Origin of the sequence: Rhodobium orientis (assembly GCF_003258835.1) — a bacterium.
Lineage (GTDB): Bacteria > Pseudomonadota > Alphaproteobacteria > Rhizobiales > Rhodobiaceae > Rhodobium > Rhodobium orientis.
Window position 1 is genome coordinate 39,421 of record NZ_NPEV01000028.1, and the last position, 25,936, is coordinate 65,356.

Consider the following 25,936-nt stretch of genomic DNA (forward strand, 5'->3'; position numbering starts at 1 on the left):
CGATTCGTCGGCCGTGCTCAGTTCGGCCCAGAAAGCGTTTTGCCGATGGTGGATGGCAAACTGGAAGACGGCCGCGCATGCGCCCGCGAGTGGATCATGTCCTTGGGGCCGATCGTCGGTGCTTTGTTGGCCGTTCTTGCTGCCACTCTGGCAGCCCGACCGGTTTGGCGGCAGTTGCGAATTCAAACGCGCCGGGAACTCATTGAGGAACTCCGACTGACCTACAAAGAGCACGAGAAATACAAGCAAGCGCTTGCCGTCGTCGAACGGTTTGATTTCCCCCGCCGACGCGTGGTGGACGCCCTCATCAAAGTGAAAATAGGCGACTACGCTCCGACCATGACGGTTGACCAGGTGAGAACAGCCACGGAGGAGATAAAAGCTGTATCCCACGAGATCGCGGAGCGACAAATCGATGACACAATAGAAATTGGCCAGCTTTTCGGTGCCCGTGACGGGCTTTTGGACGCTCTTAATGATCTGCGTGAGTTCGTTGACTCCGACGGGGCCGAATTGGTAGCGGCCGCTTTTGTCGGTCCCAAATTGAATGGCAAGCATCCGACGCCGCAAGAAACGGCCGCCATCGAAGAAGGCCTCAAACAGCGCGTCGAGAGTGCAAGAGAGGCCTGCAATCATTATATTGCTGCCATAGTAGAAAATGCGAAAGGAATCCGCCGAGAAATCGAAAAGGTCAGCAACGGCCTGTTCGAAGCCTGAAGCGGGCTGACGAAAAATCCACAGCGGCACGCTCACGTCCCACCCCCCTTCTTCACCTTGAAATCCACCGTGCTCAGATAGGTCTCGGCGAACTCGTGGCGCACCTCGTTGGCGAGCCAGGTCTTGCTCATCGATGCGCGGAAGCCTGATAGGATGAGGTCGGCGCCGGCGGCGGCTTCCGGGTCGCCATCGAAGGTGACAGAGCCGACGGCGGTCTCCGACGATAGCCGCTCGCCCTCCGATTTTGCCGCCCGTTCGGCTTCGTCCTTCGAGGCGTAGGGGTGACGCAGGCGCCATTCCGGCCCTTCCAGCCCGGTTTCGGCCGTCTCCGGCACGTAGAGGCCTTTCTTGCGGTCGAACCAGCGGGTGCCGACCTTGCCGTATTGCGGCCGGGGATCCGGCGTGAAGGTCCAGTTGCTGCACTCGGACTTGTGCTTGCGGATCGCCGGCAGCGCGCTGCCGGAAACCGAGCCGGTGCCGCGCGCAACGAGCAGCATCTTGTTGTCCTTGTAGGTGTAGACCGCGCCGATGCGGTCGCCGATGCGGGTGCAGAAATCGTGCACCGACTGGCCGTTGCGCAACAGGTACTTGCCGTCGCCGAGGGGCAGACTCTTAAGCGAAGGGCTGATTTCGAGCCCGAGGCCGTGGCGCTTCGCGAGTTCGCCGAACACCTTGTCCACGGTCGGATCGTCGAAATGCTCGGAAAGCGGCTCCTTCAGGTCGGCGCGCATGTCGGCGCCGCGGGCGGTGACGGTCAGGAACTCGCCGCCGTCGCCGCCCTCGATCTGCGGCGGCTTGTCGACGATGAAGGTGCCGGACTTATAGAGCTGCAGGTCGGCATAACCCATCCGGACGGAGACCACCGCGCCGATCCGCGGCTCCTCGATGCGGTTTCCCTCATCGTCGAAACGCGCCTCGAAGCTGTCGGCCTCCGGGTTGCCGAACACGTCGGTGATGGTGGCCGACACCAGGAGGTTATAGAAAACCGACGACACCGGTTTGCCGTCGATCGCCACCTCTATGACAGGCTTCAATCCGATCATGGTCAGTCCCACAGCCGGACAGTTTCGGCGTCCGCCTCGACGGTGAATTCCGGCAGGACGAAGGTCTTGCCGAGCGGAAGGACTTCGCCGATCGCGGCGAGGCCGGGATTGGCATCAAAGGTGGCATCGACATATTTCCGCAGCCGGCCGGCCTTGACCCGGTCGCCGAGGACGATCCAGGCGAACTCGAAGCAGATCTGGTCGACAGTGGCGTCCTCGACGGTGACGCGGACCGGTTGGCGCGGCAGCACGAGAGCCATCAGAAAAGCCCCCATCGTCCGCTGAGGCCCGGTTTCGGCTTGACCTCGATCTCGTAGGAGACCTCGCGGCCGAGGCCGTCCTGGCCGATCTCCTCGTCGCTGGTGGAGATTCTAAGCAGCACGACCATGCCGAAAACGCTGGCCGCCGTTCCCGTGAAGCCGGCCCAGCCGATAAGGCTCACCGGCTTTCCGGCGCTCAGCGTGGTCTTTACGGCTTCCAACTCCGTGCGCCCGCCGAACTCCTGGGGAAACAAGAGGCCGGATATGGTGATCGGGTTCTCGCCGAAGCCGGTCAACTGCGCGCCCGGCCGGCTGCCAAAATGGGGGATCGCCGGCCAGTTGGCGGAGACCTCGGCCTCAAGCCGCTGGTAGTTGAGCGGCATGATGTCGAAGATGTGGGGACCCAGCGCAAGGAGCGGCACTATTCCGTCCCCCCGTGCAGGGCGCCGGTGCGCGCCTTGGAGACGGCTGCGCCGAGCTGCCGGCGGACCTCGCCGGCGACGGCCTTGGGATCGGTGACCCCGGAAATGCTGATTGGCGCATTGACGGTGACGTAGGGCGGCCGTTTGTCGATCAGCTGCGCCTTGATGTGGGTTTCCAGCTTCTGGATCGCCTTGTTGTCGCTGCCCTGGAAGAGCTTGCTGTAGTCCTCCACGGTTGGCGGGAGGTCTTGCGTCTTTGTGCCTCGCGCCGGCTTCGGCCGGGGCACCGGGCCGCGCGACGCGGCTGGAAGTTCCGGCTTGGGTTCCGGCAACCGCTCATGCACCGCGTCCACCGATCCGGCGGCGTCGCGCTTTTTCAACTCACGGATCGTGTCGTTGATTTCCCGGATCTTGGCGGTCAACTGGTCCATAGCCGAGAACTGATCCGCCATGCGCTCAAGTTCCGACCGAGCCTCGGCGTTCTTGCCGCGGAGCGTTTCGCCGAGTTGGTAAAGCCGCGCCGTGATGTCTTCGGCGGAGATATCGCCTTCGGAGAACGAGCGGACAAGGTCTCGGACCTGGCGAATCTGGTCGGTGGATAGGCCCGTGAAGGGTCCGGATGATCCGACCGGCTCTCGGCCCGATGCCTTGCGGATGCGCTCCGCCCGTTCCAGCTCCTGCTCGGCCGATCGCAGCGCGAGCTTTGCCCTTTCGTCCGTGAGATCCGCGACCTCCTTTCGGTCGGCCTCCAACTCGGCGAGCTTGTCCTTGGCCTGGGAAAGCGCTCGTGCCTTCTCCGATTTCGTCAGTTCGTTGATCTTATCGGCGGCTTGCCCGGCGATGTCGGCAAACCCCTTCAACGTCAGACCGTGCTTTTCGGCGGCTTCCATGGCGCGGCCGTGGGCGTCTGGAAGCGCGGAAAGCTCGCGGATCAGCTCAAAAATCGCAGCGACGGCGCCGGCGCCCGCCACAAGGCGGGCCGCCCGGCCGAGCCCGCCCAAGTAGCCAACGAGCTTGGACAAAGGAGCGACATTTATTCCGTTGTCGAACTTGGCAAATAGAGAGATGAGCCGGATCAGAGGCCCGCTCACCAGCTCCATGCCGTAGCGCAGCACGCGAGATGCAACGCCGAAGGCGAGCAACCCGGCAGTCAGGTTTACGACGTTCTCGGTCAGCTCCGGATGGACCTCGGAAAAGGCCAGGACACCCGCCGTCATCTCGCCGAAAAGTTCCAGCCCGTCCTGGACGGTTGGCAGCATGATGTCGCCGAGGGTGATGGCAAGCTCGGCGGCCCGGTTCTTGGCCAGTTGCCATTGCTGCAGGCGGGTCTTCAGCCGCTTGGCGAATTCGTCCTCGACCGATCCCGCATAGTCGGCCTCCTTCGCGACCAGGCCGTAGGCTTGGCGGAGAAGGCCGAGGTTGTTGAGGAGCTTGTTGAAATCGTCGGTGAAGTCCTGGCCGGCGAGTTCCTTCATGATGAAGTCGCGTTCTTCGTGCTTCGAAACCCGCTCCAGGAGGTCGAGCAACGCCGGGACGCCTTCGGTCTTCAGACGCCTGGAAAACTCCTTGCGATTGAGGCCGATCATCTCGAAGGCGGCGAGGAGATTCTTGCCGGTGCCGGCATGAATGCGGTTTGAAAGGGCATTGACGGCACGTGAGGCGACTTCGGCCTGGGTGCCGGCAGCAATGAAGGCGGTGCCAAGTCCGGCCATCTCCGTCGCGGTGTGGCCAAGCCCGGGCGCGGCGCCGGCCGCCCGGCGCAGGAAATTGATGATCTCCGGTGCCTTTGCCGCCATGTTGTTGGAGAGATGGTTGGCAGCGTCGCCGGTGCGCTCGATACCCTCCTGGGTGAGTTGGTAGACGTTCCTGATCTTGGCGAAGTTCTCGCCGGTGTCGCGGGCGAGCATGTCGAAGGCGACGCTCGCCTTGGCCGTGAATTTGGTGAAAGCCTCGGCAGTCTCCTGGGGGATACCCGCCTGCAGTGCCTCGGCGAGGATCTCCGCCATGCCCTTTGCCGAGACAGGGATCTCCGACGTGGTCGTCAGCAGGAATTTCTTGAAGTCGGCAAGCCGCTCGCGCGACCCTTGGAAGACCTTGTCGACCTCCGCAAAGGCGTCCTCAAACTGAGCGGACATCTTCACAGGCGTGAAGATGGTCATCGCCATGGCAGCCGCATCGAGGAGCTTGCCGCGTGCCCGATTGAGGCGCTGCTCGTGGGTGCGGATCGCCTCGTCGATGTTGTTGGCGGAAAGCGTTGAGCGAAGACCGTCGGCAAAGCCGCGTTTCGCCTGACCGACAACGCCGGCGATGCCGGCAAGGGCCTTCTTTCCGTGCTCGACCTTGTCGACGCCGCGGGTCAGAAAGTCGACGAGGACGCCGACGCGCATGTCACCCATCAGCCGTCTCCGTCGTCACCAGGCGATCGAGGGCCGCGGCGGCCTGAAGGAACTCCCACCACGGCTGATCGTCGAAGGCGCCCGGACGCTGCCGGTAGGCAAGGCTCAGTCGCGCTTCAAGATCGAAGACAGCTGCGACGGGCTGTCGATAAAAAAACCGACGAGTGCCTTGGCGACCTCCCAAAGGTCGAGCGGATCGAGATCGTCGATGACCGCGGCCGGCTGCGAACAGAGATCGCCGAGGAGCGCCGAAAGCCCGTCGAGCCGATCCGGCGACAACAGGAGGGCAATGACTTCGCCGCCGATCTCTTCCAGACGGCCCTCCTTGGTGAGGTTTTCCGCCCGATCCTCGCCGGCCAGCGTCTTGATGATCTCCGGACCGAGGAGCGCAATCAGCTGCTTGACGTGGCGCACCCGCGGCCGGCGCATGACGAGCTGGCCGACCTGCTCGACCTTGCCGCCGTCGATGACCTTGTCGGCAGGAACCGACAGCGGGATGGTCGTGTGCGTTGCCCGCTGCGGCCGGGCGGCAGATCCGGCCTCGGCCTTTTGCGGGGCCGCCTGGGCCTCGGCCGGCTTCGCGGCGGCGGGCGCGGCCGGGCGTTCCGGCGCGGCGGCGTCGGCCGGCGCGAAGGCTCTCGTCTCGGGACCGGCCATCACGCGCCTCCCACACGGGCAAACAGGCGCCGGGAGCGGCCCTTGTTGATCTGCTGGAAGTTCCAGATCTGCCAGCCGCCGAGCTTGAAGTTGAAGCGGTGCATGACTCGGCCGTCCCACATCTCGGTGTAGTTCCAGATCGAGCCGATCGTGTAGTCGTAGCCGGCGGCATTGTCGGATTTCATGTTCTCCGGCTCCATCTTGATGAGCCGGCCCTTCATGTCGACGGCGTGCTCGTGTTCGGCGCCGCCGTCCTCGTCGACGACGTGCTTGATGCCGGAAAAATCGTGACGGACGCCAGGCGGGCCGCCGACCATTCCCATCACCGCCGGGGTGTGGGAGATGACCTTGAACGGCGTCGACAGCGCCTTGATGCCGAGGCCGGTGATGTCGATCTCAAGGTCGCCGCCACCCGGCTGAAAGGTCTTGGTCTTTTCCCCCAGTCCGGCGAGCCGCAATTCCTCGATATCGATGGCGAGGTTGATATTGTCGTTGATGATGAGGGTGAAGCCGCGAAGCAGTCTGAGCGACATGGTGATCTCCTGGCGTTAGGCCGCAAGGCTGAGGTAGTCGTCGACCGTGCGCTCGAAGCTCACGGCGATCCGCTCGTTGATCGCGGTGGCGAGATCGTTGAAATAGGCCTCGTTGCGGCGCGACCCGAAGATCAGGTCCTCAAGCGGCGGCGCCTCCTCGGCGTCGAAGTCGACGCGCAACTTGCCGAGGCGCAGCGAGGAATTGGTGTTGACCTCGCGGTCCCAGAACACTTCGCCGCCGAGGATGGCGCCGACCGAAGGCGCCTTCAGCTCGTCCAGGAAATTTTGGGTGGAGCGCATCACCGAAATGACGTGCTGGGGCGAGATGTTCTGGTCGTTGGCCCAAGGACGGAACGACCGCACCATCGACTTCTCGATCGAGGCGCGGGTGCGCACCACGTTGATGAACACCCAGAGCGGATCGAGGGACGCAGTGCGGTTGCCCCACAGGATGCGGCCGTTGGCTGAATAGGCGCCGCCGGCCTGCTGCACGACCTTTGCCGGGATGAAGGTGGCGATGCCGTTCTCGTTGAGATAGTTCGCCTCGTGGTCGATCTCTCCGTCGAAGAAAGAGACCGGTCGGGCGATGCCGAGGACGCCGTGCGCCTCCTGGTTGGAGGGCGACCAGTAGACGCCGCCCTTTTCCTTGTCCTTCTTCACCATCAGGCCGGCAACCACCGGCGAGGCCGGCTTGGCGACAATCTCCGTGCCACCTTCGGGAAGGACGCGGACGTAGGGATCGACCAGATAGGTGAAGCGGGAGGCGAAGTCGGCCCGGTATTCCAGGGAGTCCTCCTTGGTTGGGCCGCCGGTGTCGAAGACGGAAATCGCCATCAACTTGTCGCCGACCTGCTCGAGCGCATCGGCCACCGGGTTCTTGGCGTTGTCGACCCGGCCGGCCACAAAGCCGGGGCAGATCAGGATGTCCGGCTCCTTGCCGACATGGCCGAGCGCATAGGAGAGCGCGTGAACGCCGGTCATCGAGGCGGCCGAGCCCATCAGCTTTGTCCGGGTGGCGTCGATGTCGGCCCCTTCCTCTACGACCGAAAGAACGATCGACGCCTCAATGCCCTGGGCCTTCACCAGGTTGATCACGTCACGGACGGTGCCGGTGGCGCCGAGCTTGGCGACGGTCTCGGTATCGTGGGTGAAAAAATGGAACGGCTCGTCGCGCGGGATGCTCAGATCGGCATCCGGTGCTGTGACGACGGCCCCGATATTTGACTGGTCGGCAACCTCGATCGGCCGGGCGTCGTCGCCGAGCCGCAGGACGCGGGTGCCATGGTTGAAATCGCTTGTCGGCATGCGCTTGACCTCATGAACGTCAAGCGCGACTGTGGAGGCGCGGGCTAAAAGCCTCACGCCTGACAGGTGTCAGGAGTTGCCGGTTAGCCGAAGATCGACACTTAACTGTATTCCGCGGGGAAAGCCATGGTCGGGATTGATCGCAATACCGGTAAAGTCATTGGACGAGCCGATAGCATCAAGCAAGGCATCAAGACTGTTTTGACGACCGCCAAAGGATCAAGGCTAATGCGCCGCGAATTTGGTGTTGGTTTTCTTGCCGATTCCGGCGCTCCCAAGCCACCTTTCAATGTTGATCAGATACGGCAACAGGCGCTTCACGCGCTCGCGGAATATGAGCCCCGAATTGAGGATGTCGACGTGTCGGTCGACCAATCCATTGACGGTTCACTAGTTTTGAAGGTCCGGTATTCCGACAAAGACAGCGGAGAACGAGCCGCGGTTGACGTCCTTTACTGACGTAACGGTTCTGCCCGCTGCAGCCGGCCTCACGGCCCCGTTGTCGTGGCCATATCCCAGACCGGAAAGTCGTCGCCGTCGGGCTCGAGCGTGGCGATGAGCTGGCGGTGGCGATTGCGCATGTCATCGGGGACGAATATCTCCCTTTCCCCGATCACGAGGCGGAACATTGTCTTGGCCGTATTGGCGTATTCGACCGTGATTGGCATCGATCAGAACTCCGCATCGTAGTCGACGGTGCCAAACCAAAAGGTTCGGCCGGCACCGGATGAAGCCACCGTAATCATCGCGCCGTCCCTGAAGCTGGCGAGCACCACGAACGAGCCGGGAGAAACGTTCGAGGAGTTGTAAACATTGTGGGCAACGACGGCGGGCTTCACACGCATAGGGACCGGAGCGCGCGGAATGGCGTAAAATGGTGCGGTCTGGCCGGCGCCATCGGCCATTGCCGAATGGGAGAAGGACACGCCGGCAGCGAAATAGCGATGGCAAAGCATCTCCTCGACGGCCGGCGGCCGCGTCTCGAAGGCCGTGATGGCGCCGCCCTCACGAAGCTGTAGTCGAGAAAAAGAGGCGCCCGTCCCGGCAATTTCGACATCGAGGTCGGTCAGCCCAGATGGAACGGCGATCTGCACCCCGCGCCGGCCCGCGCCGGCGGCAATGACACCCGTTGCGCCGCCGATGTCGATGCCAAGGTCGGCACTGGGGTCGTCCACGTCTACGGTGACGGTCTTGCCGGCAAGACCGGGATCCTCGATCGTCTGGATCAGAGAGCCGCCCGCCAGCGTCACGATGCCGTCGGCGACGTCAAACTCGGCGCCGTCGGCACCGGCCCGAAAGCGGTCGTTGCCGTATTCGCCTGCGGCCAGCATCCCACCGGCAAAATCCCGCTGGTTTATGCCGAAGCCGCCATTGACGATCAGATTAGCGAACCCGCTCAGCGGCCCGGCATTGACGCCGTCAAGGCGCGGATAAAGCGCATCTGCGGCCGCGACATTGAGCCGGGCCTCCAAAGCCGCGTCGACGGCGGCCTTGGCATAGGCACCGACCTGATCCGCCGTCACCCGGTGCGGATTGTCGGCACGGGCCTCGTGGTTGAGGATTGGCGGCGGCGACGGGGAAATGGTCCAGGCGTCGAACGTGCCCGCGCCGGCGGCGCTAACCGCCGTGATCTGCATCTGGCCGCTGTCGCGGAGATAGAGGTCGACCGAGGCGACCATGACCGCGCTCGGATCGGCAATTGCGCGGATCACCACCCAACCGGTCGGCGCGAAGGCGTAGCGCTCCGGCTCGGTGACGATAACGGTTTTTGCGCCGATCCCGACCGTCAGCTCCGACCGGCTCGGCGCTGTCAGCATCGCACCGATATTCGAGGCAAGCGCCTGGACGTTGGCCAGCGTCGGCAGGATCAATTGGTCGATCCGGCGGAGGCCGTCCTCGGTCAGTCGTTTGACGGCAGCGTCGGCGCCGGCCTGGGAGTCTTCCAGGCGCGACAGCCGCGCATGGAACGGCTTGATCAACTTATGCTCAAGCGTCTCCGCCGACAGGGTGTCGTTGGCGCCGAGTTGCGGGGGCCGGTAGGCAACCATCGTCAGCCCTTCTCGATCGCCGCTGTGGTCACCTTGTCCTTGATTGCCTCAAGGATTTTGCCCCTGACGATGTTCTTGCGTCCCGGCGAGTAGCGCTTGCCGCCGTGCTCGGCGACACCGGAAAGGGTGATCCGGTAGCGCGCATCCGGATCGATGGTTTTCGGCAGTCCCATGTGTCAGGCCTTTCTCTAAAGCGCCACGTCGTCGCGGCGGGCGCCGTGGAACAGGTCGAGCGGCGTCGTCGTGGTGCCGTCGACGACGATCTCGTAGCGGTCGGTGGGGGCGTCCAGATTGAAGGTGAAAACGCGCTCGATGCGCCCCTCGATGTCAGGCTCATCCTTCAGCGTGATCTCCTCCATGGAGTCCCAGGCCTCGATCGCGCCGCCGATCCGGAGCGCGCAATCGAAGGTGTGGCGGGCCTCGTTCCAGCCTTCCAGCAGCCACCGCACCTCCACCGTGGATGTCGGGGCTGCGAGTAGGCGTTCGGTGGAAAAGTGCTTGAAGACGTTGGCCGAGCGCATCAGCCGGATGGTTGCATCGTCCAGATTGACGCCGGGCATGAGATCGGTGGAACCGAGCATGGTGACGCGCACATCGACAATCGCCGGAAGGTTGGCGAACACGGCTGCATCGGCGGCAGCCTGGTCGATCGAGACCCAGCCGTCGCCGGGATTGATCTCATAGACGAGGCTGGTTCCGTCGGGGACGACCTGGCCGGCGATAATCTCGATGCCGCCGATACCGCCGTCGAGATTGCAGGCCTTGAGATTGAGGACCACGTTGCCGCGCTCAAACTGCGCATAAACGAGATTGAACTTCAGGTCTTTGGTCAGGTCGCCTTGCAGGAAGCTGCCGGCAACGCCTTGCCGAAGCGCACCGGCGGTGTACTTCGCGCCGGGGGCAGTGACCAGGCGGTGATCTCCCGTCGTCACGATGACGATGGCGTAGCGTTCGCCGATCTCGGTGAACACCGGTGTGATCGGCACGCTGGTCTTGTGCGGATAAAGCTTCAGGTCTTCCACATCGAGGACGGCCTCGCCGATCACCGCGTTGACGTCCGGATCGCCGTTGCTGAGAGTCTTGGTGAGGAGGACATTGACCGGTCCGATCCGCCCCAGGCTGGAGAAGTAGAGCGGGATATCCACCAACCATCCAGTTGCCGGCGCAACGAAATCCTGCGCCGTGATCGTGCCGGTGATGGTGATCGTGTTTTCTACCGGATACCAATAGGTGTCTGTGATGGTGTCCTTCTTGAGCTTGGCGTAGCGTGTGAACTTCGGCTGGTTATGCTTTCCGGCCCGGACGTTTTCTCCCAGGACCACGAACACTTCGCCGTGCCGGGCGAATGTCGTCTGATTGTACCAGGTAACGTCGGACCACCATGCGCGGCTGTTGGTACATGCCAGATGCGGCGCGCCGAGGCTGGTCACGGTCCGCGAGATAACCTTCCGTTTGAAGGTGGTCTCCTGGGTTTCATAGGCCGAAACCGCGACTGAGCCATCTTTGCCGGGGACGGCCAGCCTGGTGACTCCGCTCCATTTCGGCAACAGGATGTTGCCGACGATCGTCGCCTTGGGATCGTTCGCATTGGCAAGATCGACCGGCAGGTGGCCGCTGTCGTTGGCGTAGGGGAAGCGCACGCCTTCCTCAACACGGACAAGGGAGTCGAGATCCGAAAGGTTGCTTTCGTCAGCGGTCAGGAAGCTGTCCGATCCGGAGCCCGTGTAGCTGTCCGGCAGGTTGACCTGCTCGCGCAGACGGGCGATTTCGCGCAACGCGCCAGAGAACTGGTCGGCGGAGACAACCGGCTCGGAACCGGCAATGGAGGCGACGTCGGAGGCAATCCCGGAAATAATGGGCTCATAGTCGTTCCGGAAGGCCTCCAACGCCTCGGTGCGGTTTTCGATGTCGGCAAGGTTGGGCAGTCGATGCTGCTCCTGCATCTCAATCGAGACGATCCCGGCCGTGTCCATGGTGACGACGGCAATGAGGAGAACGCTCGATGAGATCGCCGGCAGTTGGGGGTTGGGATCGTCGGCGCCGCCGAGCGCCTGGACCGAGACGTTGCGCAGCCTGGTCGTTGCGACCTGTTGCTCCGTTGTCTGCCGGGTTTCGGTGTTCGTCATGATCGTCCGCGTCGCGATGTCCGTGCTGACATCCGCGCCCCAGGCGACGATCGCCACTTTGGTCATGTGCTGGGCGGCCTTCAGGCTGAAAAGGTCGAGGGCGTCGCCGGCATAGGTGTGGACCGGCCCGCCGAGCCACAGCCGGCCGGCATCGACGGTCACCCCGGTCGGCCCGTCTTCGCTGACACCCATGCCGGTAAAGGCCCTTCCGGAAACGATGGCGTCGCGCACCACATGATCGACCGCCTCGCGGGCGAAATCCTGGACCCGAAGAAGTTCCGAACTCGGGAGCTTCTGGTTCTGAACAACGTTGACCTGGCGTTCCATGATCTAGTCCTTGATGTATTGGCCGAGGCGATAGGTGCCGTCGAGCGGCGGGGCGTCGCCGAGCGCTATGAGGCGGTGGACGTTGGTGTTGAGGAGCACGGTGTCACGGGCGGCGGAGCCGGCATCGATAGCCTCGATGAGCCGGTCGAGCCGGTCCGGGCCGTCCGGGGTGAAAAAGCCGTCGTCGAGGAAATCGGCGTCGCAAAATGTCTCGTCGACGCCAGCGGCGCCGATGATCTCCACGTGGACGATCAAAGTAAAATCGGGCAGGCCAAGTCGATCGGCGTCGAGATAGCCGCCCGGCGCAGCGGCGACCCGGACCGCGCCGGCGTCCGGATCGTACAGCCGATAGCGCCAATAGGTGGCGGAGCCGTCACCGGCCGCGCCAAGGAACCCGTCGTCGAGAGTGTCGACGTCCAGGTAGAAGTTTGCCGCGTCGACGCGGGGTTTCGAAACGAGTTCCGGCGTCGCCGTCACCGGCCGAAGCCCCGGCGCGACGGCGTTTCTCCCGATCGTGCCGCGTGAAATGACGACGGTGCGGCCGGCCGGGTCAGGCTCCAGGAAGTCAATGCCGAAAAAGCCATCATCGAGGAACATCTCGCCGACATCGGCAAAGCCCGGCAGGGCGAGCCGGATCTCGCCGCCGTCCACATCGACGGGCGCGGTGCGGTCGAGCAAGCCTATGTCGGCCTCGGCGCCGTCCTTGAAAAAGGTGGCCCGGAAGCCGGACTCCGCGCCGTCGTCGACGAGGAAGTCGCCCCCCAGAAAATCGGCATCGAGAAAAAGGCCGGCGTCGTCGCCCGGCTTGAAAAAGGGGTAGATGCGCAGCTCCGGCAGGCCGTCCAGCCAGGCGCGATTGGCATCCTCGTCCTCGTCGATCAGGAAGAAGTCCTGGGGCGCGTCCTCGATCCGATGGACCCGCGCCCAATCGTAAAGCTCCACATAGGCGCGGATCGCCTCCGGCAGGCCGACCAGGCGCTTGCGCGCGGCTTCGGTCGCGATCACCCGGCGCTGCTTGTCGAGCGTCCAGTCGTCATCCCAGACCCGGCAGCCCTTCTTGCGGGCAAGGAACGGCAGCAGCGCGTCGGGGCAGCGATAGGGATCGTCGAGGCCCCACAGGATCGTCGCCGGCAGCGGCCGGCGGGCGGCATTGACTTCCTCAACGGCACGCTCGAAGGCGCCGGCGTTGGATGGAACGACGGTCCGGTGGAGATCGTCAGACATCGACCACCTCCGCCGTCACGGCGATGTCGGTGCAATAGGCGACTTCACCGAGGGTCGGCTTGATGTCGGCGGCCGGCGAAAGGATCACGGCGGCCTCGGCGCCGGCAACGAGGGCATTTGCCTGGATGCGGTCGCGGCCGACCGATGCGCCGAGCAGGTGGCGCCGATCGGCCATCGCCTGCAGGCGTGTCGTTGCCTCGGCGATCGCCGCCGCCTTCGACGGGCCCCGCGGCAGCAGGAGATGGACAGCAATTTGATAGGTGAGAACCCCCGCGCCGGTAAATTGCGGCACGTCGGTGCCGAGCTTAGCATGGTTGGCGGCGTCGTAGACGTAGTTGTGGACGGCTGCGACCGCCCCGGCCGAGGGCGTGCCGTCGCCGTAGCGGCCGAGCAGGGCGAGATTGATCCGCGGCCCATCGATGCCGACGATCCGGGCGTGTTTGATTTCCGGATGGACGCTCGAGGCGAAGTACTCGTAATTGCCCGGCGCGGCCTGAGAAAGGGTCGCTGGCGCCAGCTTGATGCGGCGCCGGTATTCCTCGTCCTCCTCCATGACCGGATTGCCGTTGGCGTCCGTTCCGATCACCCGCCGGATGCAGAAGACGCCGGCGCCGAGGACATCCAGGAACTCGCCCCAGGTATCGTCAATCGACCACGCCTTGACCGCGTCGTTGATGCTGCGCCGGTCGCGCTGTTCGCGGTCGGCGTCGTGCTGCTCCAGGATGACGCCCGGTTCCCATTTGGTCTGCCCGGTGTCCCAACCGAGCCCGCGGGCCTCGTAGCCGGCCTTCAGCGCGGCAAGGCGTTCGGCCTCGATCGTGTCGTAGTCGTCGTCGACCAGCTTCGGAAGCGAGAGCCGGCTGCGGTCGAGATCGTTGGCGATGTAATCGGTCATGAGCCCACCTCGACAAGGTCGAGCCGGGCCGTGGTCGAGACCGGAATGACCGCGCGCCGGTCCTCCGCGATGCTGAAATCACCGAGATGGCCGTTCGGGTAGTAGATGCCGTCGAGCATGAAGGCAAAACGGCCAGCCCGCCCATATTCGATCATCTCGATCGAGGTCAGGTCGAAGCCGGGTTCGCCGTCCGTCTCGTCGTCGATGGCCGCATGAACTGCGGTGTAGAGCTTCAGGAGGGTGTGGTCGGTGGCGTTCTGGTCCTGAAGGTCGGGAACGTCGCTGCCAAGGTGGCGGTACCGGGTGCGCGTGTTGAAACGGGTGCTGAGGATCTTGCGGATCGACTGCTCGCAATGCGGCCAGCCGACCAGCAGCTTCCCCGTCTCCGCGTTGATCCCGGTGCGCGCCATTGTGGTCGGTCCTATCCCTTGGAGCGGCCGCCCTTGGCGGGCTTCGGCGTCTCGGTCCCGGATTCCGCAGCGGGCGCGTCGCCCTCAGTGTCTTCGGCCGATCCGTGCAGCTTTTCGTCCCACTTGTCTGACGGCACCAGCTCGCCGGCGATCACGCCGTAGCGTGCGCCTTCCTCGGTGAGTTGAAGCGTCTTGCCGGTTCCGGGATTGCGGACGCCGGCAACGAAAGGACCGGCCTTCCTGGTGACGCGGTAGTCGTTCTTTTCGCGGGTCGTCATGTTGCCCTCACTTTCTCCGAGCCTGAAACAATCGGCCAGTAGCCGGCCGAAGAGCCGGACTGGACGTGGACCAAGTCGCCGACGCGGGCGACCTTTGGGCCGCCTTCGTCGCCGAGGTCGACCCGGTCCGATTTGACGAGATGGGCCGGCGTCTCGATGCGGTGCCGGTCGCCCTTGATGCCAACGGTCGTGTCGCCTTTGCGAAGGACGGCCTCGCTGTGATCCGTTGCCGGGTTGGGATTGTCGTCATCGTGACTGTCGCGGATCGCGATCGAGCCGGGCCCGACCTCACCGGAGGGCGAAAGCAGCCGCATCGGCTCGTTCACGGCGACCGGAACCGAAGAGGAGAACTCCCCGCCGCCGGCGCCGGCGAGATCCTGCACCTGCACCCAGGGCGAAAGCGTCTTCTTGCCCGTTCGCGGGTCGAGCGGCGCGATCTCCATGCGGATTTCCTGGCGGTCGCCCTGCCAGCGCACCTCGGCGACCCTGCCATTGACGATGACGGAGGCAAGGCGCCGGTCGAGATCTTCAAACCGCTTGTACATGTCGCGGAAAGCGCCTTCGAAGCTCATGTCGCGTCCTCCGCCAGATCAACGGCAAGCGCGCCGTCGATGTAGAGTTCGGTGTAGGCAACGTCTTTTTCGTCGAACACCGAGGCGCCGATCTCCGACAGCGATTGCGACCATTGCACGACGACAAGGGCGACCCCGCGTTTGCGCCGCGATATCACCGGCTCGATCCTGACCTCGCTCGGCAGGGCGAGATGGTCGAGGCCCCAGCGCGCCGTGCTCTTTGAGACGGCCAGCGCCCCGATCGCCTCCGCGATTGCCCAAGACGTGTCGTCACGGGAGCGCCCCTCGGTCAGGACGAAGGCCGCAACCTTGAGGGTGGCCCGGCCGGTCCCCTGCGCCTCGGACTTCAGCGGTGCGGCCAGGATGCCGACCAGGACCGCTGGCGACGTGATCGACCGGCTTTCGATTTCTTCCAGGTCGAATCGGCCACCGATGCCGTCGCAGGTCTTCAACTCCGGCAGCGCGGCCCTGATGCCGGCGGTGACGGCCTTGCGATAGGCAACGAGGCGGGATTCCGGATCCGTCATTGGACGAGCCCCCCAATCCAGTCGGTGACCGCTTCGAGGATTTCCGCCTTGTTGTCTTCCGAGACGCCGAGATAGGGGCGCGCCGGCATCGTCACCTGCTTCGCAATGACGAAGTCCACGTTTGCGCCGACCTGGAACCAGAACTTCAACGCGTCGCCGTAGCGCGGTTTGATAACGCCGCCGAACTGGTGAATGGCGGCATAGACTAGCCCGGAGCCGATCATCACTGACGAACCATCGACCGCATAGTCGATGGAATCCGCGAGCGCTCCGCTTTGTTCTAGGATCGGCGTCCTTGCGTAGTTTTCCTTCCAGGCTGCGCCATCCGGCGAGGTTTTTTCCGACGTGATACGCCGGCGGGTCTGCTCCTGGACCAGCCGGCCGATGGTGTCGAGCACCTTGTGTTCCGGCAGGTGGGCGATGCCGTCGATCGCGGCGACCGCTTCGGACAGCCCCGTTTCGGTGATTGTGACGGCGGCCCCGGTCATCGCATGGTGTCCCGTGTGAAGCGGCGCGGCTCAGCCGTGAAGTCGGCGCCGGAGCCGGTTGCGGTGGTCGATCCGCCGCCATCGATGCGCGGCTCGCTGGTCCCGAGGCCGGACTTGCCGTCGGCGATGCGTTTCAGGCGCGCGGTGGCGTCCTCGTAGCGCTGGCGGATATCCTCGGTCAGCGATGAATGGCGGTTTGCGAGCACATAGACGGCGATGTCGATCGCCGGGCGGCGCAAATTGGACGGAGCCGACTTCAGCGGCAGCCGGTAGCGGGCGGAGAGATATTCGTCGATCTCCTCCGAGGCGGCGCTGAGCGCATTGGCAACGGCGGCATCGATGTCGGCCGGCTCGGTCATCTCGCCCGGCAGGATGTCGGTCAGAAAATCCGGACCGTAGAGCGCCTCAATGTCGGCCTTGCTGGCGTAGATCATCGTTTCGCTCACGCCTTCAACCGGGTCTTGATGGCCTGTTCTGCGACGGCCTTGTAGGGGGCCAGGAAGTTCTCGATCGTCTCCAGCTCCTTGCGCAATCTCGGCAGCGCCTCGATCGCTTCGATAATGGTTTGCTCTGGGCCCGTGTCACACGCCTCGGCGCCGCATATCGCAACCGCCACGGGCTGGAACTCACTCAATAACCCGGACCAAACACGCGACGACTCGTGGTAGGCGTCCGCCAGGTCGCTTACGGCGAAGTCGATCTGCTGATACAGATATCCGGGCTGAAAGCTTCCGAATTCTCGGCTCATATCTTCGCGAATGCTCCCGTTGACCGCCGTCGTCGTGACGGCCGAAATGCGTGCGGGCGGCGCGCTAAACGCCGTGTTGGCCGGATTGCCTCAACTCTCCCAAAGCCGGACGCGGGGAGAGTGCTGGGGGCCTTGCGAGCCGTACCAGACCGCCCTCTCGGATATTGTGTCAGTCCTCGGCGATGGAGACGCTCAGCTCCGGGTCGTTCTCGATCGCCTCGCGCTCGACTTCGCTGAGGTCGACGGCGGCAATCCGCACCGGCACGGGGCCGAAGCGGCGGCCGGCCCGTCGCCGGCCTTGCTGAGGGCCGGTGACGACCAGGACGGCGCCCGCCGATGTGCGAGAAGCGGCGTCGTCCTGGTCGCCTGGCGCCCCCGCTGGGGGATCGGCAGCCGGCGCGGCCGGTTTCGGCTCGGCCGCGGTCGGCTTGGATTGCGCCGTGGTCTTGCTGCGGCGCGTCCGTTTGCCGGTCGGCTTTGCGGTCTCATTGCCGGCCATCATCCACGCTCCCTGTTACCCCTGGCTCAGGCGAGCCACGGGCAGATGAACACCTCGACGATGTCCTTGTTGGTGTTGTCGGTGAAATCCGTCCGCTTGGCGTTCTTGATCACCTCGTCGGCGGCCGTGCGCAGCGACGGCGGAATGACGAGGAGGGTCGGCTTGATGCCGAGCGGCCGGCCGTGGTCGGTCTTCAGCGTCGTCATCGCGTCATAGGCCGCGTCGAAATTCGCGGTCGAAAGGTCCGCCTTCGAGCCGTGCGCCATCTGCCAGAAGCCGAGGCCGACATTGCCGCGATAGTCGACGCCGTAGATGAACTCCTTCTGCTCGAACACGCGGTCGGAGGTCTTCGGGTCGGTCTTGGCGACGAACTCAGGCGCGCGCCGCTTCTGGAAGATGAACGGCTTCAGCGGCCGGGAGGTGTCGAGCAGATACCAGGCAGGGCCGGCGCCGGCCGTCATGTTGGAGACCGACGTCTCCTTGCCGTCCTCGTCGAGCACCTTGTGGTCGGTGTCGAAGAAGTTCTGGCCGTCATAGCACTTGGTCTCAAAGGCCGACTTGACCAGGCTGAAGACGAGCTGATCCGGATGGGCGGCGGTGGAGCGGCCGAGCTCCTCCATCATCGGCTTGTAGATGCCGATATTGTCGTCCTCGATGTCGTCGCGGTCGACGCCGACGGTGATCTCGAACGGCTTGTTCTTGATCGCGTAGCCGTGGTCCTTGATCGACTGGACGTGGCGGGGGCCGATCCATTCGCGCATGTTCGGGAAGTTGCCGAGCCAGCCATATTCGTTCTGGCGGGTGGTCGACGGGATCTCGGTGGCGATCCGGCCATATGCGGTCTGAGCAGCGTCGAACGCGCCCTGGAAGTTGCGCCGGAAGCCGACATAGAGGCTCTGCAGGTTGGCGGCATTGATGAGCATGGGGTCGGTCTCCTAGCGCAGCTCGACCAGCACCGCGTCGGTGCCGTCGAGACCGATGATCTTGCCGGCGGCCGAGAGGGTCCCGGTGCCGTCCGTGGCGGCGAGCGTCTCGTCGTCCTCGACGTAGGCGGTCTTGCGGATGTGGGTTTCGTCGATCGGGTCGGTGGCGGAGTTGGCGTAGGAAAAGACGCCCCGCTTCACCTTCACGGTCTTGGCGCCGTCGGCGCCGCCGGTGTTGTCGACGGTTTCCTCGGCGCGGCCGACTGAGACGAGGCCGGCGCCAGCCTTGCCGGCGTCGGCATAGCCGGCGTCGAGAACGACCATGCCGCCCTGGTGGACGACCGCATCGGCGGCGACCTCATAGACGTGCACGTCGCCGAGAATTTCCTTCGTCATGCGCGGGCCGGAAAGCATCGCCGCGTTCTCCTTCTGACTGGTGAGCCTCGATCAGGCGGCGACGGCCGCCTTGTCCTTTGCGTAGTCCGCCTCGGAAATGCCGAGCTGGGCGCAGATCGCCTTTTCCTCGCCGGTGAGCGCACCGGCTGGCTTTTGCGGGTCCTGGCCGTCGAGCCCGGAGCCGTCGCCGATGACCGGCATCGTTGCAACGAGCTGCTCGAAGGACTTGAAGCCGTCGTCGGTCTTGCAGAGCGCGACGTAGTGGTCCTTGGAGGCCGGCGCGATCTTGCCGGCCTTGACCGCCGCGTCGATCGCCGCGGCCACCTTCTTGTCGTGCTCGGCCTTGCGGGTCGCTTCCGTCTCGGCACGCGCCGTCGCCAGGTCTTCCTTGACCTTGTCGTAGTCGGCGCGCGGCACGAACTTGTCGATCGGCGGCGTCTTGGCGGCGGCAATCGCGGTCTCGGCCTCGGACCGGGCGGTATCGCGCTCGCCCTTCAGCTTCTCGATCGCTTCCAGGACTTGCTCCGGGCTTGCCGCGGCGACGAGGCCGAGGGCCGAGCAGATGGCGGTGAGGTTCATGGCGGGGTCCTCTTTCTCTTTGGCAAGGGCAGCCAGTTCCAGCGCCGGCCGATTGACGAGGCCGGCGGCGCGCAGTCGGGAGATTTCACGGGTGTCCCGGTCGAACACGAACTCCGGGGAAAGGAAGCGGTACTCGCGCCGGGCGATCATGCCGCTGGCGCGCTCGGTCCATTCGACGCTTCCCCAGATCGAATTGTCCGGTTTCACGAAGACGTCGGTGATCCAGCCGGCCGCCGGGGCCTCTTCGCCGCTGTCGGCCTTCAGAAACGACGCGTGCTCGTAGTCGATGACGAGCGGCGCCTTGTTGGCCTTGAAGGCGGCAACGACGGCGGCCGGGTCGCTGAGGCGCCAGGAGCGCCCGTCGCGGCCCTCAATCGCCGGGCCGGCCGGAAACAGCTGCGCCTCGCTCGGTGCCGAGGCGGCTTCGAAGGCGGTCGCGAATGCGGCTCTTGCGGTTTCCAGCGTCATGGGACACAAATTGACCGGTGCCCCATCCCGTTTCCCTACTGACAGATGTCAGGGGACCGCGCGAAATCCGCGCCGCCAGGCCAGGCGCCGCACCTCTCCCTTCCGGATCGATCGAAACAGGCCCGTTAAAGGGGTTTCAAAGGGGGCTGGAGCCGCAAAACGGGTTTTCACGGCCGATGGCGCGCGGAAACGCTTCCCGCCGCCCTGGCGCGGCGCGGGTTGCCTCGCCGTTCTTTTTAGGGTGTCGTCAGGGGCGCCGGGCGTTTTCCAAGTCGCCGAATCCGCGAAGCTCCAGCCCGTGTTTCTGTGCGGCCGCTTCGGCTGCATTGTGGGCATCGGGGAGAGCGCTCATCTGCCCGATGCCAACGGCGAGAAGGACCAGCAGACCAATGCCGGCAGCGGCGGAAAGAAAGCGGGCGAGCGGATGTCTGGGTATGGCGAACCTCCGAATGACAACTTATGCATTCGGGAACATGTTGAAAACCCGCGTTCCGCGCGTCATATTCGGTTCGGGCCGAGCCAGTCGGAGAACCGGGCACCTGCCCGTGGGGACGTTCCGCACCCCTGGCCCTCTTTCCCTCACATGGCGCGTGGAGTTCGGAGATGAGCGAGGCGAACGGAGTGTCCTGGCCTCAGGCGATCGCCATTGCCGTCATCACCAGCGGTCTGAGCTTCGCCGGCGGCTGGTGGACCTTCGCCAGCAAGGACCGCGAGCTCGATATCAAGATGGTTGAAGTTGCTCTTAGCATCCTGCGAAGCGATCCGGAGAAAAGCCCAGCTTCCGGAGCGCGGACCTGGGCGATGGATATTTTAGACCAGTATTCGGGCGTCACGCTTACGCCGAAGGCCCGAGCGGAACTGCAAAGCGCACCGGTAATGATCGAACGGCCCTGGGGTTTGACGTTGGAAGAAATGAAGGGGCACCAATCGTCAAACGCCTCAACGATAGAGCAAATTATCCAGGACATTAAAGAAGCCGTGGCCGATAAGAAAAAAGCTTCCCGAAGGCAGTTCTTGGATCGCCTCAACGAAGAATTCGCCCCAAATGCCGCATCTCCAGCGGATGGAACGACTTCAGAAAAAGCTCCGACCCCGCAACCGTCCGGCGAATGACCGCCAGCCAGGGCCGACCCTCTACCTCGCCCACGAATAGGACGTCTCGGTCCTGCTCGTGGATCGGTCGCCCCTTGTCGATGAGCTGCTGCACCTTTCCGTAGTCCTCGGCCGCAAGCAGCGGAGCACCGTCCTTGCGCCGACGCTTCCGCGCCTGCTTCTCGGCATCGGCCACCGAGAACCGAACCGTCTTCGTCCTGGACCCAAGCCGCTTGGCCAGGGCGTCTGGAAGCATGGCGACGGGTGCCGACAACGCGCCGCGTAACCGGTTGGCCGGATCGGGATCGTTGGGCCTGTAAGGAATCTCGCCGGACTGGATCGCCCGGAAGGGACGCGAGCCGACCAGGTCGGCGACGGCGATGCGGCGCCGGTTCTCCGTCATGGCGTCAAGCTCGCCGGAAAGGAACGTTGCGGCGTTGCGCGCCCGGTTCTTGCCGGGATTGGTCTGCCAGCCCGGATCGATGCCGACCGGCACCCGAACGGTCTCGCCCGTGCGCTTGTTGCGCCAGGGGCGCGTTGCGATCTCCGGCGCCGTGTCCCGGTAGATGACCCCGCCGTCGTCCGGTTCCCGGCCGAGCAGCTGTCGTGCCTCGCGAGCGGTGATCTGCCGGACCCGGCACTGGCACATCCAGCCGTTCGGCGGATAGTGGGTTGCCCAGAACGGATCGTCGACCGGCAGGATGATGCCGACCCAGGCGAGGTGTTCCGGCCGCTTGTGGCTGGCAACCGAGATCATGTAGAGCAGATACGGCAGCGCGCCCTTGGTCCTTTGCGTCCGCTCCCATTCGCCTGCCGCATGTGCGGTTCGGGTGTTCGCCCAATAGATGGTCCTGAGGCGGCGCGGGCTGCCGAGCTGGACGACCTTGTAGAGCCCGTCCTTGGGGTCCCCGGCGACGGCCTTTCCCCACCAACCCTTTTTCCTCAGGACCGGTTCGAGGTTGCGGCGGAACGCTTCGAACGGCACCCGCTCGCGGATGGCCGCGTCGACCTCCTGGCGGATGTCGTCGAGGACGTCATAGCCAGCGGTCTTGGCAACGGTGAAGGAATAGGCGTGCTCCTCCGGCGCCACGTCGCGCCAGTCGAAGCTCGGCCGGCTGCGCTTCTGGTCGAAATAGCGCCGCACTTCCTCGGGCGCTTCGGCAAAGAGTTCGGGCATCAGCCGTCCCCGGTATCGCCGAGGCCGCGCGCCTTCATCATCAGGACCGCAAGCGAGCTGGCAAGCGGTGCGGCGTCCATGTCGCCGGAAAGGGTGTCGAGCCGTGCGATGAGATCGTCATAGCCGGTGGCCTCGTCGAAGGCCGCGCGAACCGGCGCAAGCAGCGGCTCAAGGTCCGGCTGCCAGGCGCCGAGGGCTTCTTCCAGAAGCTCGTCCAGCGCATCCCCCTGAAGCGCCGCCACCGCGTGCTCCTGGCCGCAGTCCGGACAGACCCGTTGCCGCGCCCCGGCCGCATCTTCAGGCGGGCTGCCATCATCCGGCTTGGCTTTTGGACGTTTGGGAGACGCCAGAATTTTTGCGCCCTTCTCCGGTTCGCTGAAGCCGAGCCGGTCGCGCGCTTCGCCCATCTCCACTTCCAGGCCGAGCGGCACCAGCTTGGTCAGGGCGTTGACCATTGTGTTGATGTCCTCGGCCTCGGCGACCGGGATGTCCACATGCGGGTAGCGCTCCTGCGGCCCGTAATTGAACGACACGAACGGCTGCACCAGGTCCCGATTGACGGTGGCGGAGAGTTGGCGCGTGTCGGCGCGCAGGATGTCGAAGCGGACGTTTTCGTGGACGGCGGCCTGGGCAAGGCTCGACCCGTCGTCGGTCGTCATGGTCTGGCCGAGGACGAGCTTGGAGATCTGCCCGTCCTCGTATTCGCACATGGCGCCGAAGACCGCGTTGCCCTGGCCGCCCTTTGCCTCGATGAACTCGATGTCCATGCCCTGCGGCACGATCGCCGCCGCATCGATCGCCAGCATGCGGACCGCGCGCAGAAGCACGGCCCGCTCCTCCGGGCTGGCCCCGGAGGGGTAGCGGCCGAGCCTGAGCGGCATGCCGAAGACTTCCAGGAACGCCGCCCAGTCCTTGACCGCGAACGACTTTATGAGAAACGCCCAGGCCGCGGCGAAGGCGAGCCCGCCGCGCAGCGGTGAGCCCGATTTGAGCTTCGGGATATGGACGACGAAGGTGTAAGGCTTCAGCGGCAGACCGTCCGTGTTGCCGTCCTCGCGCAACCGCAGCCCGCGCCCCATTCTGTCGAACTGGAAGAACCGCGGATCGCGCCAGTGATATTCGGCCGGCTTCCAGAGATCGCCGTGCTCCCACACCGGCTCGACCACCGAATAGCCCTTGCCGACGCCGTCGAGAAGATCGTCGAGCATGCCGGTGAACTCGGGCGTCTCGACCAGCTGCTCGCGCACCTTCTCGGCGATCTCGACGTCTTTCTTGTCCTCGCTGGCGGCCGTGACGATCGGCTCGATGCCGGTAACGGCGCGCTTGCGGGTGCCGAGCACGGACCGGTAATGAAGGTCGCGCTCCTCGATCTCCTCGGCAAGCGTCAGATAGGCGACGTGATCGCCTTCCGTCGCCGCCCTCAGGATCGTGGAAAGGCGGTGAGGATCGAGCCCTGAGGCGACCGGCTCCGACCAGGTCGAGCGAACGCCGGTGACGGTCGGCGCGGCGATTTCCTCCTCCAGCAGCCGGGCCGAAAGCGGCCGGCCGTGGGGATCGACGAGAACGGGTTTTTTCGCCATCACCAAATCCCTCCGCGGTGTCCGGGATCGATGCCGCGCCCCGGCCATGCACCATCCTCAGCCGCGATGTCGTCGCCGCCTTCATGGATCGGGCGATAGGCGAACTCGCCGGCGTCGATCTCGCTGGCATAGTGGCCGAGCAAGGCGGCGATCGCCGCGTCGCCGTGGCGCTTGCGGGTCTGGGAGGCAAGCTCCAGCGTGCGCTTGTCGGTCGGGATGCGCGCAACGCCCGCGATCTTCTTGAAGACGCGTAGGTCCGTGTAGACGTCGTCATCCTTCGGGATGAGCAGCGACCCGTCCTCGAACGCGGCTTTGAATTTCGGCGTGTTTTCCCGGTACCACTCGGTGGTGAAGTGGACCGCCTCGACCAACGAGGCGCCGTATTTCTGTTGCGCGACTTCGGCGAGATAGGCGCCGTTGCCTGTGGCATCCATCGCGCCGCCGGAAAGCCGCGGCATCCGGTCGAGGATGAAAAAGAGAATCTGCTTCTGGCATTCGAAGGGGACGTTGCGCAGCTCGACCACAAAGGGCGTTGCAAGGTCCATCGTCCTCTGGATGACGAACGGCCAGATGACGGTGAGGTCGGCGACGCGGGCGAAGTCCTCGCCGAAGCAGTGGCGGAGTGCCTTGTTGAGCGTGTCGAGGTGCGGCCTCAAGGCGTCCTCGCACCACGCCTCGACGATCGATGCCCGTTCGCTTTCCGGCCTGTGCACGAGGTCGGCCGGCGGCTCCCAACGAATGACCGGGATATCCGGCGACATGGCGGCCCGGATCAGGTGACCGGGCAGGAACGTGCCCGATCCTTTCGAGGGAATGCAGAACAGCTCCTCGTCGGCGCCTTCGCCGTAAAAGCCGATGATTTCGGAACGAAACTTCGCCTCGGCCTCGACCGACCATTGCTTGGCCGTCACAAGGCAAATGCGCTGATAGAGCCCGTCCTTGAGTGCCTCGTCGAAATCGAACCGCACGAGATTGTAGGGACGCCGGCCGGCGCGCACGTCCTGGACCAGGTTGTTGAAGGGATTGTCCTCGCCGTCATGGGTCGACAGTACGGCCACCTTGCCGCCCCAGATCAGGAGCGCGAAGGCGGCCTTCAAAAGCGCTTCAAGGTCGTCGTGAAAGGCCGCCTCGTCGACGATGACATAGCCCTGGCGACCGCGCAGCGAGCGCGGCCGGGAGGCGAGCGCGACGATCTCGAACCCGGAGGCGAAATAGATGCGGAACGCCTGGATGTCGCGTTCCTTGCCGTTCTCGTCCCGGTCCTTGAAAACGAACTCGCCGATGTCGCTTGCGGCCTCATCGAAGGCCCGCGCCCACATGGCGCAGACGTCGATGAACTCGCGCGCCATGTCGAGATTGTAGCCGATGTAGAAGGTGTCCATGCCGCCGTCCGGGCGGCTGGCGGCGGAGGTGAGAACCGCGTCGGCGCCGAGCGCCCAGGTGGCGCCGGTCCGCCGGCTCTTTTCAACGACGGTGACGTGGTGCTGCGCCGTAGAGGCAAGAAGAGCCTTCTGGTAGCCGAGGAGCACGTCGGGGATGCCGCCGCCGGCCAGTTCCTCGGGAAGCCCGTGAAGGGATTGAAGGCGCAGCTCCCGCCATTCTTCCTCGGTGATGTGCCGAGCCGACTTGATCTCGGCTTCGCTGACGGGCGCGCTCATTCGCCGCCGCCCAGGTCAATACCGAGGATGCTGGCCTTGATGGTCTTGACCGTGTCGGCGGTGAGACCTTTGGCCTTGGCAACCTTCTCGATCGCCTGTTCGGTCTTTTCTGCGAATTCCTTCTCGATCTTGCGGCGCCGGTCGGTCGAGATGGCCTGCGCTTGAACGGCCGTTTTATGGGCGCGGGCGAGTTCCGCGGCGCCTTTCGGGTCGATGCCGCCGGCCTCGGCCCCTTCCAGCATCTCAAGGACCAGCGTCTTGATGGTCTCTGAAACCATGACGGTGAGATCGTCGGATTGGTCCGCACCGAGCCGTTCGGTGAGCGCACCGGCAATCGCCCGCGTTTCTTCCAGCCGGCGGGCGATTTTCGCGAGCCGGAAGCCATGGCGATGGAAGGCCGAGCGCGAAATCGGTTCAATCGCGAGCCCGTGGTCCAGCGCCAGCTTTTCCAAACGCTCGTTGAATTCGACGCGGATGTCTTCCTGGGTCCGGTCTCGCGCCCGAAGCTCCTGCATCGCCCAGGCAACAATCGGGTCCGCTTCGGGCGGCAACAGGTCGATCGAGGACAGCCGGCCCCGGCCGGCGCGG

31 protein-coding genes are annotated in these 25,936 nt (G+C 64.7%); 3 read left to right on the top strand and 28 right to left on the bottom strand.

The window, feature by feature from the left end:
• Positions 1–45: 45 nt before the first annotated feature.
• On the top strand, positions 46–717 hold the full coding sequence (locus CH339_RS24330) for a hypothetical protein (protein WP_146610174.1): 672 nt from the start codon (positions 46–48) through the stop codon (positions 715–717).
• 32 nt (positions 718–749) lie between these two features.
• On the opposite strand, the gene CH339_RS13505 is transcribed toward CH339_RS24330, so the two are convergent.
• The 7 genes from CH339_RS13505 to CH339_RS13535 all read right to left on the bottom strand — a co-directional run bounded on the left by CH339_RS13505 (position 750) and on the right by CH339_RS13535 (position 7,333).
• Positions 750–1,760 carry a phage late control D family protein gene (locus CH339_RS13505; RefSeq protein WP_146610175.1) on the bottom strand — a complete coding sequence of 337 codons (1,011 nt, stop codon included), beginning with the start codon at positions 1,758–1,760 and terminating at the stop codon, positions 750–752.
• 2 nt (positions 1,761–1,762) lie between these two features.
• Positions 1,763–2,020: a tail protein X gene (locus tag CH339_RS13510; protein WP_170138521.1), complete on the bottom strand. Its 258-nt coding sequence runs from the start codon at positions 2,018–2,020 to the stop codon at positions 1,763–1,765.
• Complete coding sequence (locus CH339_RS13515) at positions 2,020–2,442, bottom strand: phage tail protein (protein WP_245408149.1); 423 nt, start codon at positions 2,440–2,442, stop codon at positions 2,020–2,022. Before CH339_RS13515 ends, CH339_RS13510 begins: the two co-directional genes overlap by 1 nt.
• Positions 2,442–4,838: a phage tail tape measure protein gene (locus CH339_RS13520; protein ID WP_111434881.1), complete on the bottom strand. Its 2,397-nt coding sequence runs from the start codon at positions 4,836–4,838 to the stop codon at positions 2,442–2,444. Before CH339_RS13520 ends, CH339_RS13515 begins: the two co-directional genes overlap by 1 nt.
• Positions 4,839–4,943: 105 nt before the next feature.
• Positions 4,944–5,495: a hypothetical protein gene (locus CH339_RS24710; RefSeq protein ID WP_170138522.1), complete on the bottom strand. Its 552-nt coding sequence runs from the start codon at positions 5,493–5,495 to the stop codon at positions 4,944–4,946.
• Entirely contained in the window at positions 5,495–6,028 is a 534-nt protein-coding gene (locus CH339_RS13530; protein ID WP_111434882.1) for a phage major tail tube protein, read from the bottom strand. The genes CH339_RS24710 and CH339_RS13530 overlap by 1 nt, the downstream gene beginning before the upstream one ends.
• 15 nt (positions 6,029–6,043) lie before the next feature.
• The gene (locus tag CH339_RS13535; protein ID WP_111434883.1) at positions 6,044–7,333 is read right to left on the bottom strand and encodes a phage tail sheath subtilisin-like domain-containing protein; all 1,290 of its coding nucleotides are present in this window, start codon (positions 7,331–7,333) and stop codon (positions 6,044–6,046) included.
• Between the two features lie 126 nt (positions 7,334–7,459).
• Between CH339_RS13535 and CH339_RS13540 the strand changes: the two genes are divergently transcribed.
• Positions 7,460–7,792, top strand: a complete 333-nt coding sequence (locus tag CH339_RS13540; RefSeq protein WP_111434884.1) for a GPW/gp25 family protein — start codon at positions 7,460–7,462, stop codon at positions 7,790–7,792.
• A gap of 29 nt (positions 7,793–7,821) precedes the next feature.
• On the opposite strand, the gene CH339_RS13545 is transcribed toward CH339_RS13540, so the two are convergent.
• From CH339_RS13545 to CH339_RS13620, 17 genes are all read right to left on the bottom strand, one after another.
• A complete protein-coding gene (locus tag CH339_RS13545; protein WP_111434885.1) occupies positions 7,822–8,001 on the bottom strand; it encodes a hypothetical protein in 180 nt (59 codons plus the stop codon).
• A gap of 3 nt (positions 8,002–8,004) precedes the next feature.
• Positions 8,005–9,312, bottom strand: coding sequence for a hypothetical protein (locus tag CH339_RS13550; protein WP_170138523.1), 1,308 nt, complete (start codon positions 9,310–9,312; stop codon positions 8,005–8,007).
• 71 nt (positions 9,313–9,383) lie between these two features.
• Positions 9,384–9,554: a hypothetical protein gene (locus CH339_RS24715; protein WP_170138524.1), complete on the bottom strand. Its 171-nt coding sequence runs from the start codon at positions 9,552–9,554 to the stop codon at positions 9,384–9,386.
• A 15-nt stretch (positions 9,555–9,569) separates the two neighbouring features.
• Positions 9,570–11,834 carry a hypothetical protein gene (locus tag CH339_RS13555; protein WP_111434887.1) on the bottom strand — a complete coding sequence of 755 codons (2,265 nt, stop codon included), beginning with the start codon at positions 11,832–11,834 and terminating at the stop codon, positions 9,570–9,572.
• Between the two features lie 3 nt (positions 11,835–11,837).
• Positions 11,838–13,058: a phage tail protein I gene (locus tag CH339_RS13560; RefSeq protein WP_111434888.1), complete on the bottom strand. Its 1,221-nt coding sequence runs from the start codon at positions 13,056–13,058 to the stop codon at positions 11,838–11,840.
• Positions 13,051–13,953, bottom strand: a complete 903-nt coding sequence (locus CH339_RS13565) for a baseplate J/gp47 family protein (RefSeq protein ID WP_111434889.1) — start codon at positions 13,951–13,953, stop codon at positions 13,051–13,053. The genes CH339_RS13560 and CH339_RS13565 overlap by 8 nt, the downstream gene beginning before the upstream one ends.
• Positions 13,950–14,363: a GPW/gp25 family protein gene (locus tag CH339_RS13570; RefSeq protein WP_111434890.1), complete on the bottom strand. Its 414-nt coding sequence runs from the start codon at positions 14,361–14,363 to the stop codon at positions 13,950–13,952. Before CH339_RS13570 ends, CH339_RS13565 begins: the two co-directional genes overlap by 4 nt.
• Before the next feature lie 11 nt (positions 14,364–14,374).
• On the bottom strand, positions 14,375–14,641 hold the full coding sequence (locus tag CH339_RS13575) for a hypothetical protein (RefSeq protein ID WP_111434891.1): 267 nt from the start codon (positions 14,639–14,641) through the stop codon (positions 14,375–14,377).
• Complete coding sequence (locus tag CH339_RS13580; protein WP_111434892.1) at positions 14,638–15,213, bottom strand: hypothetical protein; 576 nt, start codon at positions 15,211–15,213, stop codon at positions 14,638–14,640. The genes CH339_RS13575 and CH339_RS13580 overlap by 4 nt, the downstream gene beginning before the upstream one ends.
• On the bottom strand, positions 15,210–15,740 hold the full coding sequence (locus CH339_RS13585; protein WP_111434893.1) for a hypothetical protein: 531 nt from the start codon (positions 15,738–15,740) through the stop codon (positions 15,210–15,212). The genes CH339_RS13580 and CH339_RS13585 overlap by 4 nt, the downstream gene beginning before the upstream one ends.
• Positions 15,737–16,228, bottom strand: a complete 492-nt coding sequence (locus tag CH339_RS13590; RefSeq protein WP_111434894.1) for a phage virion morphogenesis protein — start codon at positions 16,226–16,228, stop codon at positions 15,737–15,739. Before CH339_RS13590 ends, CH339_RS13585 begins: the two co-directional genes overlap by 4 nt.
• Positions 16,225–16,674, bottom strand: coding sequence for a gp436 family protein (locus CH339_RS13595; RefSeq protein WP_245408150.1), 450 nt, complete (start codon positions 16,672–16,674; stop codon positions 16,225–16,227). The genes CH339_RS13590 and CH339_RS13595 overlap by 4 nt, the downstream gene beginning before the upstream one ends.
• Entirely contained in the window at positions 16,671–16,976 is a 306-nt protein-coding gene (locus CH339_RS13600) for a hypothetical protein (RefSeq protein WP_111434895.1), read from the bottom strand. Before CH339_RS13600 ends, CH339_RS13595 begins: the two co-directional genes overlap by 4 nt.
• Before the next feature lie 169 nt (positions 16,977–17,145).
• Complete coding sequence (locus CH339_RS13605) at positions 17,146–17,478, bottom strand: HI1506-related protein (protein WP_111434896.1); 333 nt, start codon at positions 17,476–17,478, stop codon at positions 17,146–17,148.
• Positions 17,479–17,501: 23 nt separating this feature from the next.
• Positions 17,502–18,398, bottom strand: coding sequence for a Mu-like prophage major head subunit gpT family protein (locus tag CH339_RS13610; protein WP_111434897.1), 897 nt, complete (start codon positions 18,396–18,398; stop codon positions 17,502–17,504).
• A gap of 12 nt (positions 18,399–18,410) precedes the next feature.
• On the bottom strand, positions 18,411–18,812 hold the full coding sequence (locus CH339_RS13615) for a hypothetical protein (protein ID WP_111434898.1): 402 nt from the start codon (positions 18,810–18,812) through the stop codon (positions 18,411–18,413).
• 33 nt (positions 18,813–18,845) lie between these two features.
• Positions 18,846–19,841, bottom strand: coding sequence for a phage protease (locus CH339_RS13620; RefSeq protein ID WP_111434899.1), 996 nt, complete (start codon positions 19,839–19,841; stop codon positions 18,846–18,848).
• A 603-nt stretch (positions 19,842–20,444) separates the two neighbouring features.
• Between CH339_RS13620 and CH339_RS24335 the strand changes: the two genes are divergently transcribed.
• Positions 20,445–20,954 (top strand): hypothetical protein, encoded by a 510-nt coding sequence (locus tag CH339_RS24335; protein ID WP_146610176.1) that lies wholly within the window; start codon positions 20,445–20,447, stop codon positions 20,952–20,954.
• On the opposite strand, the gene CH339_RS13630 is transcribed toward CH339_RS24335, so the two are convergent.
• From CH339_RS13630 to CH339_RS13645, 4 genes are all read right to left on the bottom strand, one after another.
• Positions 20,866–22,110, bottom strand: coding sequence for a phage head morphogenesis protein (locus CH339_RS13630; protein WP_111434901.1), 1,245 nt, complete (start codon positions 22,108–22,110; stop codon positions 20,866–20,868). The two genes, CH339_RS24335 and CH339_RS13630, sit on opposite strands and share 89 nt — an antisense overlap.
• Positions 22,110–23,690, bottom strand: coding sequence for a DUF935 domain-containing protein (locus CH339_RS13635; RefSeq protein WP_111434902.1), 1,581 nt, complete (start codon positions 23,688–23,690; stop codon positions 22,110–22,112). The genes CH339_RS13630 and CH339_RS13635 overlap by 1 nt, the downstream gene beginning before the upstream one ends.
• Positions 23,690–25,348, bottom strand: coding sequence for a terminase large subunit domain-containing protein (locus CH339_RS13640; protein ID WP_111434903.1), 1,659 nt, complete (start codon positions 25,346–25,348; stop codon positions 23,690–23,692). Before CH339_RS13640 ends, CH339_RS13635 begins: the two co-directional genes overlap by 1 nt.
• A partial coding sequence (locus CH339_RS13645) for a DUF3486 family protein (RefSeq protein ID WP_245408151.1) occupies positions 25,345–25,936 on the bottom strand: 592 nt, incomplete at its 5' end. The genes CH339_RS13640 and CH339_RS13645, both read right to left, overlap by 4 nt.